Raw genomic sequence first — 9,403 nt, forward strand, 5'->3', positions numbered from 1 at the left:
TTGAAACCCCCGCGCGCCCCGCTGCTTTCACTTGAAATCGCCAGCGAAGATCAGCTGGAAATCAGCCAGGCGGAAGTACTTGCGCAAAGCGGTGTTCACCTGCTCTAGGCTCAAGGCATCGAGTGCTTGGTCGAAGCGCTGCTCATGCGCCATCGTGCGTGCCAACTCGGTTTGCTTGACCATCATGGCGCTGAGCGCATCGTCCTGGGCGCGGGCCAGGCGGCGGTCGTTCAGCAGGGCCTGCTTGGCCTCGCGCAGTTCACGCGGGCTGAAGCCTTCTTTCAAGGCGCGAGCAAATTCCTCGCGCAAAGCGGTCTCCACCTTGTCGCGGTTTTGCGGCGCGAAGATGCCGTAAACCCAAAGCGGCGACACCGCATCACGGTCCGAGAAGCGGATGCCGGCGCCGACACCGTATGACAGACCTTCCTTCTCGCGAATGCGCAACCACAGGCGCGAGCTGCTGGAGCCTCCCACCAGATAGCTGGCCATGGCCAGGGCAGCGCGGTCGGCATGTTCGTCGTTCAGCGGCAGATGCAAAGTGCCCAGCATCATTGCGTTTTGCTTGTCGGGCGTGGCGATCAGCTGCAGGCGGCCGGGCGCCTGGGAGGCTTGGCGGGGCAGATGCTGTGGCTGGGTCGGCGCCGCCCAGTCTCCGAACAACTGATGGGCGGCGCTTTCGATGGCAGCGGCGTCAAAGTCACCCACCATGCTGAGCTGAGCCTGTTGGCCGGCATACAGCGCCTTGTGGAAGGCCTGCACTTGCACCACGGTCACTGCTTTGTGATCTTTGACTTCTTCATCAAAGCTGCGGGCATGACGCGCATCACCGACGGGATACAGATCCAGCGCCGCGGCCAGGGCCTTGCCGGCCACGCCCTCGGGGTCGTCACGCTGCGCTTGCACGGCGGCCAGGCTTTGGCTGCGCACTTCTTCCAAGGCCGCAGCGTCCAAGCGGGGCTGACGCAGCATCTGGCTGATCAAGGCCAGCGCTTGTGGCGCTTGCTCGCGCTGGGTGCTCCAAGTCAGGGTGAGGCGCTCGCCGCTGTCGGAGCTGTTGATGGCCAGCTCGACCTTGGCCGCATCCAGCGCGTCGCGCAGCTGCTCGCGGTCCAGCGACTGTGTTCCCTTGTTGAGCAAGGCGGCGGTCATCTGGGCGACGCTTTGTTGGCCGAACAGGCTTTGTGCATCGCCCAGGCTCAGGCTGATGACGCCTTGCACCGCCTGGCCACGGCTCGGTTTGGGCAACAAGCTCAGCTGCATGCCATTGGGCAGTCGGCTGCGGCGGGTCTTGGCGTCGATGGCGGCGGGCGAGGCATCAAAAGCGGGCACCGGCGCTGCGGCCGGCTGAGGCTTGAAGCTTTGCATTTGCTCGGCCAGGTTCACCATCGCCGGGGACGGGGCGCGCTGCGGCTTTTCGGTCGGGATGTATTGCGCTTGGGTGCGGTTGGCGGGCAAGAAGCGTTCGGTGGCTACGCGTTGCACATCATTCAGGCTGATGGCCTTGATGCGGTCTCGCAGCAAAAAGAACAAGCGCCAGTCGCCTTGGGCAATCGACTCCGAAAGTGTCACGCCCACTTCCTCGGGGCTGGTGAAACTGCGCTCCCAACGGTTCAGCCAGCGGGTCTTGGCGCGGCTGAGTTCTTGGGCCGTGACCGGTCGCTGCACAAAGCCCTCGATCACCGCCACCAGCTCGCGATTGAGCGCGTCTTGTGAGGCGCCGGGCGCGCTCTCGGCAATCAGCATGCTGAAGCCCGGTTCGGCCAGGGCCACGCCGAAGTTGCGTACCGAGGCGGCCAGCTTTGCTTCTTCGACCAAGCGCTTGTGCAGGCGCCCGCTCGGTGCTTCGGCCAAGATCAGGTTCAGCAACTCGATGGCGGCGTAGTCCGGGTGCGCACCGGGCGGCACATGGTAGGCGGCGATGGACAGCGGATTGCCGCCCACGCGCCGCACCGTCAGAAAGCGTTCGCCGTCTTGCACCGGGTCCACGGTGTAGAGCGGCGCCGGCTTTTGCTTGGATTTGGGCAGCTTGCCAAAGGACTGCTCGACCCAGTCCAAGACTTGGTCGGGCTTGAACTTGCCCGTGATCGTCAGCGTGGCGTTGTCGGGCTGGTAATAGGCGCGATAGAAAGCCTGCAGGCGCTGGATGTTGACGTTCTCGACATCGCTGCGCGCGCCAATCGTGTCCTTGCCGTAGTTGTGCCACTGGTACATGGCGGCGAGGATGCGCTGGGTGGTCACGCCCTCGGCATTGTTCTCGCCCATCTCCATCTCATTGCGCACCACCGTCATCTCGGTGTCGAGGTGGCGGCGTGCAATGAAGCTGTTGACCATGGCATCGGCCTGCCATTGCAAGTACCACTTCAGGTTCGCGTCATTGGCCGCAAAGGCGGCGAAGTAATTGGTGCGATCAAACCAGGTCGTGCCATTGGCGTTCAAACCCCGGCGCGAGAACTCGGCCCAGGGGTCGGGGGTCTTGGGGCTTCCCTTGAAGATCAGGTGTTCCAGCAAATGGGCCATGCCGGTTTCGCCGTAGTTCTCATGCTTGGAGCCGACCCGGTAGGTCACGTTCACCGTGGTGCTGGGCTTGGCATCGTCGGGGGCCAAGAGGATCTGCAGACCATTGGGCAAGCGGTACTCGGTGATGCCTTCCACCGAAGTGATGGGCTTGAGCGAATGCGCCATGCTTGAGCCCGCGAGCAGACTCAAGGCGAGGGCGGTGGCGAGGAGATGATGCCGGATCATGGGGTCTCCGAATGAGAAGTGTTTTGACGGATGCGTCAGCGTAGCAGGGCGCGGAGCTTCAATGCAGGGCCGCCCGTGGTTTGCCAAGCCAAGGTGGCCAGCCCTGGCGATCACCCGAACCCGGCTGCGGCCTATCCGCCGGAGATCACCGCCTCAGGAATTTGGTAGTGTTCATACTCGTTGATTTCGACTGACCATATATCGCCCGTCTTGCTGGCCTTGACTCTGCCGTCGCCAGTCACGGTGTTGCCACTGAAGTTCAATACCTGCTTCATGGCACCAGGGTAGGTCACATGCACCTCAGCGTTGCCGGCTGCACCTCGGATCACGCCGAACTCGCACTGCTTGGCTGCTGCGGGCTCCTGGCCCGCCGAGCAGGGCAGCTTGCCTGTTGCGTGATACACCGTGCCTTTCACCTTGGCATCGCTGCTTGGTGCGGTGCCCAAGCCTGCAACGCTCGCGGCATGGCCGGCGATACCAACAGTCAAGGTGAAGTTGCTCGTTTCGTTGCGGCGAGCCGCATTGCGCATCAGGTAGGTGCGTACCTTGTACTCGCCATCTGCCGGCAGCGTGCCGGTCCACTCATTGCCTTGGCTGGAACCGATGAAGATCGCCTCGCCCGTCGAGCCGGGTGGCAACACATTGAAATAGGCGCTGGCGTTGCTGGGCTTGAAGCTCACCGTCATGACTTGCCCGGCCTTGGCGCGCAGGCTGTAGTCGATGGTCTGATCCCCCTTGAGCTTGCCCTTGATGGTGGCGGCGCTTTCGCCTTTCTTGAACTGCACTGGGGTGGTTTGGACATCCGCCCAAGTGGGTGTCGTCATCGAGGCAAGTGCCATTGATGCAGCCAAAGTCGCGCAAAAAAATGTCGCCGTTCTCATCGAAGGCATCCTGCTGTTACTGCTGTTGAAGTTCAATGGCCGTTGCGGCCGGTCTTTCGTGTTGACAAGAGACATCACGATCCAATTTGGATCGCGGCAGCCTCAGCGCATCAAGCGGCGCCGATGTCCCCGCTGGCAATCTCGATTTGCCGCTCCTTCTCGGCCATGTCGGCATCGCTGTCCCGATAGCGGTCGGCAATCTCGATGAAGCGCGCTTCAATGGCCAGGAAGGCATCGACCAACAAGGGGTCGAAATGAGTGTCCCGTCCCTCGCGGATGATGTCGACCGCCTTGTCGTGTGACATTGGCGCCTTGTAGACGCGGCGGCTGATCAGGGCGTCATAAACGTCGGCCAGCGCCATCAGCCGGGCCGACAAGGGAATGGCCTCGCCGCTCAGGCCCTCGGGGTAGCCGCTGCCATCCCATTTTTCCTGGTGGGCGTAGGCGATGTCTTTGGCATGGGCCAAAAAGGGCACGCTCATGCCCAGCTCCTGTTCGGCGCGGATGATGGCATCGCGGCCCAGTCGGGGGTGGGACTTCATGATTTCGAACTCATGCGGCTCGTAGCGACCGGGCTTGAGCAGGATGCGATCGGGGATGCCGACCTTGCCGATGTCATGCAGCGGTGCGGACTTGAACAGCATGTCGATGGTGTGATCGTCCAGCTGCGCCGCATAGGGCGAGTCTTTTTGCAGCTGCAGGGCCAGGGCTTTGATGTAGTGCTGGGTGCGGCGGATGTGGTTGCCGGTTTCGTTGTCGCGGGTTTCGGCCAGCGAAGCCATGGCCATGATGGTGACGTCTTGAATCGCCGCCACCTCGCGGGTGCGTCGCTGTACCTCGCTTTCCAGATAGGCGTTTTGATCGCGCAAAAAATCGGCGCTGGCCTTCAAGGCCAGCTGGGTCTTCACCCGCGCCAGCACGATGGGCGGGCTGATGGGCTTGGTGATGTAGTCCACCGCGCCCAGGTCCAGGCCGCGCTTTTCGTCTTCGATCTCGTCCTTGGCCGTCAAGAAGATCACCGGGATGTGGCGCGTGCCCGCGTCGGCCTTCAACTGGGCGCAGACCTGATAGCCGTCCAGCCCCGGCATCATGATGTCCAGCAGGATCAGGTCGGGCGGGGTAGCGCTGCCCGCGATCTTCAGCGCCTTCTCGCCGCTGTTGGTGACCTTGACCCGGTACTCGTCCTTCAGCAGATCGCTCATCAGGCTGAGGTTGTCGGGGGTGTCGTCCACGACCAAGACGGTCGCCTTGGTTTCGGCTTGCAAGGGTTCCATGGGGTTCTCCGTTCAATCCAGGGCCAGGCCGGCTTGCTCGGCATGCGCCTTCAGCACCGACAGGGCTACTTCAAAGTCAAAGCTGAGGATGGCGGCTTCCAGCGGCTGAAAGCGCTGAGCCAGGGCCGCCTGCAAGGCAGGTTTGTGCTCGGCAAAAAGGCTGCCGGCCTCCGCGTCGTCTTCGGCCAGCAACTGGCCCAGGCGACGCAGTGTTGGCAAGGCCACAGTCCCATCGCTTGCGTCGGGCGGTGCGGCCGGGGCCGCCTCGGGCTCGGCCGGCAAGCCTTGGCGCAGCGCCGCCAGCAAGCTCGCCAGGCCGGCTTCAAAGTCTGCCAGCAAGGGCTGCCATTGGCTTTCGGGCGCTTGCTGCGCCAGTGCATGCTCCAGCGCAGCGGCTTGGGCTTGCACCGCATCGGCGCCGATATTGCCGGCCAGGCCTTTGCTGGTGTGGGCCAGGCGTTCGGCCGTGGCCCAGTCGGCGTCTTGCAATGCTTGCAGGATTTGCGAGGCGGCCGAGGCTTGGTTCGTCACATAGCGCTGCAGCGAGGCCAGGTAGCGCTCGGGCTTGCCGAGCACCCGGCGCAGGCCGGTGGCCATGTCCAGGCCTGCGATCTCGGGCAGCGCTGGGGCAGACGAGGGCGCAGGCGCTGGCGCGGCCGCAGCCGCGCTCTGCATCGGCTGCGCCTGGGTCTGCGGCGCAATCCATTGCAGCAAGGCGGCCCACAAGGCCTCGGGTTCAATCGGCTTGCTCAGGTGGTCATTCATGCCCGCCTGCAAGCAGCGCTCGCGGTCAGCCGCCATCGCATTGGCCGTCATCGCCAAGACCGGCAGCGAGGCCAGCGCCGGCCGCTCCCGCAGCAAGCGGGTGGCGGTGAGGCCGTCCATAACAGGCATTTGCATGTCCATCAGCACCAGGGCGTAGGGCGCATGGGTGTCCAGATAGTCCAGCGCGGCGGCGCCGTGTTCGGCCACTTCCACCACCAAGCCTGCGTCGGTCAGCAGGTCTCGAATGACCTGCTGGTTGAGCTCATTGTCTTCAACCACCAGGATGCGGGCGCCACGGCGAGTCTCCAGTTGCTCCAGCAAAGAACTTGGCGCCGGCGCGCTGGCGCCACCGGGTTTGCCTTGCGGGTCGCTGAGCAACTGAATGGCAGTGTCGAACAGGAGCGAGGCGCTGACCGGCTTGATCAACACGTCTTCGATGCCGGTCTCTCGGGCCTGGGCGATCACTTCTTCGCGCCCGTAAGCGGTCACCATCACCAGACGCGGCGCGCCCTCAGCGGGGCCGGCCTGGATGCGGCGGGCGGTTTCAATGCCGTCCATGCCGGGCATCTGCCAGTCGAGCAAGACCAGTTCGAAGCGATCGCCCGCCTGGCGCGCTTTGTCGATTTCTTCCAGCGCCTCGGGGCCGCTGGCGGCCTGGGCCACGCGGAAGGTCATGGACTCCAGCAAGTCATGCAGCACGCTGCGCGCATGGGCGTTGTCGTCCACCACCAAAACGCGCCGGTTGCGCAAATCGGGCTGCGGGGTGTAGCTCGGTGGCGAGGCGCTGCTCTTTTTGAATTCGGCGGTGAACCAAAAGCTGCTGCCTTTGCCGAGTTGGCTGATCACCCCGGTTTGCCCGCCCATCAGTTCGGCAATCTGCTTGCAAATGGCCAAACCCAATCCGGTGCCGCCATATTTGCGGGTGGTGGAGCTGTCGGCCTGTTGAAAAGCCTGGAAGAGCTGGGCCTGCTGCGCTTCGCTCAAGCCGATGCCGGTGTCTTTGACGGTGAAGCGCAGGCGCAGGCGATCGCCCAGGTCTTCTTCCAGCCGCGCCATCACGCTGACCTCGCCTTCGTCGGTGAACTTGATCGCGTTGTTGGCAAAGTTCACCAGCACCTGGCCCAGCCGCAGTGGGTCGCCCCGCAACATGGCCGGTACATCTTTGGCCACATCAAACAGCAGCTCCAGGCCTTTGCCGGGGGCCTTTTCACCGACCAGATTGCTGAGGTTGTCGAGCACCTTGTCGAGCTCGAAATCGACCTCTTCCAGACTCAGCTTGCCCGCTTCAATTTTGGAGAAGTCCAGGATGTCATTGATGATGCCCAGCAGATGGCGGCCCGCTTGCTGGATCTTGCTGACGTAGTCGTGCTGGCGCGGGTTGAGCCCGGTCTTCATGGCCAGATGCGACATGCCGATGATGGCGTTCATCGGCGTGCGGATCTCGTGGCTCATATTGGCCAGGAAGTCGGCCTTCATCTTGACGGCTTCTTCCGCCAAGTCATGCGCCTGCTTCAGCGCCAGCATGGCGGCGTGGCGCTCGGTGCTGTCATAGAACCAGGAGATGTGGCAGGGCTGATTTTGGAACTCCAGATTGAGCGCATTCAGCAGCACCCAGACCTTGCGACCATCCAGGCCTTGGAACTGCACCTCTTGGTCCAACACATCTTGCCCGCTGCTGAGCGTTTGCAAAAAGACATCGCGGGCGCCCGGCTCACACCAGAAGTCTGCGAAGCTGTGCTGCTTGACCTGAGCGGCTTCCAGGCCCAGCAAGCGTGCCAGCTGCCGATTGCAGAAATGCACCTGGCCGTCTTTGCCGATGATGCCCACGCCGATGGGGCTGTCTTGCAAAATGGCCAGCAAGCGCGCTTCGTTGGCCGCCAATTGCGCGGTGCGTTGCGCGACCTTGGCCTCCAAGGAGTGATTCGCCTCGGCCAGTTCGGTGGTGGATTGCAAAAGCCTTTGGCGCATCGTCTCCTGTGCTTCGACCAAGCGCTGCATTTCAGCGAAGCGCGCGTCAATGCGCACCGGTTCCTTCAAGTCCATGCGGCCGATACGCTGCGACTCTTTCGCCAGCGCCGCCATCGAGCGGCTGAGCTTGGTGGCCAATCGTCGGGCCAGGCCATAGCCCACCAAGCTGAGCGCGGCCAGCATCAGCAGCGCCTGGGCCAGGAACTCGCCGCCCAGGCTGACAAAGTCAGACTCAGGTGCCACCGTCAAGACCAGGTACTCGAAACTGCCGTGCAGGCTGGTTTTTTGGACCCGTGCAAACCAAACGCGATCGTTCTCGGCGGCGACGGCAAAGCGCAGCAGTCCGATGTCTTGCTGCCCGCCTTGCTGCCAATTTCTGTGGGCGGCCTGAAGCACTTGAAAAGGCGTTTGATGAATCGGCTTGAGCACCATGCTTTTCACCGCCGCTGGCGAATCTGTGCTCGGGTGCTTGGGCACGCCAATCACCCGGCCGTCGGGCAGGAGCACGGCGGCACGCCCGGAGTCTCTGATGCTGAGTTGGCTGGTGAAATCCGAAAAATCTTGCAGGGACAGGTCAAAGGCCAAAATTTGAATCTGGCCGTTCGGCTTGCTCCAACGCATCGCGGCGGACACGACGGTCTCTCCGCTGAAGGCATTCAGATAGGGGGCGGTCCAGACCACTTGCTGCTCGTCTTGGGCTGCCATGGCTGCTTTGAACCATGGCTGTTCTTCCACTTGGTAGCCCGAGTCATCGCTGCGAGTTTGTGTCTGCGTCAATTCTGAGTTATGGCTCAGCCAAAGACTTCGCGGCTGTTGATCTGGTCTCACTTGCCGATTCAACCAGCCGCGATTGCCTTCCTTTTGGTGGAGGCTGAGCTCTTCGCCTTGGGGTGTTGCCAGGTGAACCGTATCGACCAAGGGGTGTTGCAAGAGCAGCTGTCGCAGGAGCTGATTGAAGGCCAGGGGTTTGTCGATGTCGAGCAAACCGCTGCGGCCCCAGCCCCCAGCTATGGCGGCCAGCTTGCTGAGGCTGCCCGTGGCTTCGTTGATGTGAGTTTCAACTTGGGTGGCGGCACGCTCCGCGTCGGTCGCTGCCAAGCTGATCAGCAGCGGCCGCGCCTGCAGGAAATAGAACAACAAGCCGAAGGCGGCAACCGCAACAAAGAGCAAGCCCAAAATCTGCATGGACAAACGCTGTCGCAGCGTAGGCAGATGTGGGGAAGGCGTTGGGGTTTCTGACGCTTGCATCGCGGTTTGAAGGGGCCGTTTCGGCGCAGTATTTCATAGCTTCAAGACCGCTGATTGACGCGCCTCATTGCTAGGCAGTTGATGGCAGAAAAACAAAGCCCGCAGGGCTTGCGCGCTGCGGGCTTGGGCTCAGGGTTTGGCCGGTATCAAACCAGCGCCTTCCACTGCGCCATCAAACCATCCCACTTGCTGCGGGCGGCATGCACATGGCGCTCCTTCACATGGCCATAACCGCGAATCTCTTCGGGGATGCGGGCGATGTCCACGGCCAGATTCAGGCGCTCGGCGTTCAAGCCCTTGACCAGGATGGCTTCGATGCTGGCGCGGTACTCGGTAATCAGCGCGCGTTCCATCTTTCGCTCTGCCGTGTAGCCGAAGATGTCCAAGCTACCGCCACGCAAGCCCTTCAGGCCGGCCAGCAGACGGAAGGCCGGGCGAATCCAGGCACCCATTTGCTGCTTGACCAGCTCGCCCTTGACGTTCTTCTTGGCCAGCAGCGGCGGGGCCAGGTGGTGCACCAGCTTG

General features: G+C 62.8%; 5 protein-coding genes. All 5 read right to left on the reverse strand.

The genetic code is table 11. The features are described 5' to 3' along the window. Positions 1-27: 27 nt before the first annotated feature. On the reverse strand, positions 28-2,742 hold the full coding sequence (locus tag ACOVRJ_RS08555) for a M16 family metallopeptidase (protein ID WP_422043452.1): 2,715 nt from the start codon (positions 2,740-2,742) through the stop codon (positions 28-30). 131 nt (positions 2,743-2,873) lie between these two features. After that, entirely contained in the window at positions 2,874-3,566 is a 693-nt protein-coding gene (locus ACOVRJ_RS08560) for a hypothetical protein (protein ID WP_422043453.1), read from the reverse strand. Between the two features lie 167 nt (positions 3,567-3,733). Next, positions 3,734-4,897, reverse strand: coding sequence for a response regulator (locus tag ACOVRJ_RS08565; RefSeq protein WP_422043454.1), 1,164 nt, complete (start codon positions 4,895-4,897; stop codon positions 3,734-3,736). Positions 4,898-4,909: 12 nt separating this feature from the next. Next, positions 4,910-8,815, reverse strand: a complete 3,906-nt coding sequence (locus ACOVRJ_RS08570) for a response regulator (protein ID WP_422043455.1) — start codon at positions 8,813-8,815, stop codon at positions 4,910-4,912. A gap of 209 nt (positions 8,816-9,024) precedes the next feature. Further along, on the reverse strand, positions 9,025-9,403 hold a 379-nt coding region (locus ACOVRJ_RS08575), incomplete at its 5' end, for a DUF6537 domain-containing protein (RefSeq protein WP_422043456.1).

The sequence above is a fragment of the Roseateles sp. genome (assembly GCF_049240545.1).
In the GTDB taxonomy this organism is placed as follows: Bacteria; Pseudomonadota; Gammaproteobacteria; order Burkholderiales; family Burkholderiaceae_C; genus Paucibacter_A.

Excerpts from the sequence above, each read along its gene's own strand:
- ACOVRJ_RS08560 (WP_422043453.1), bottom strand. The coding sequence starts at position 3,566 with ATGACGACACCCACTTGGGCGGATGTCCAAACCACCCCAGTGCAGTTC.
- ACOVRJ_RS08570 (WP_422043455.1), bottom strand. The coding sequence starts at position 8,815 with ATGCAGATTTTGGGCTTGCTCTTTGTTGCGGTTGCCGCCTTCGGCTTG.
- ACOVRJ_RS08565 (WP_422043454.1), bottom strand. The coding sequence starts at position 4,897 with ATGGAACCCTTGCAAGCCGAAACCAAGGCGACCGTCTTGGTCGTGGAC.
- ACOVRJ_RS08555 (WP_422043452.1), bottom strand. The coding sequence starts at position 2,742 with ATGATCCGGCATCATCTCCTCGCCACCGCCCTCGCCTTGAGTCTGCTC.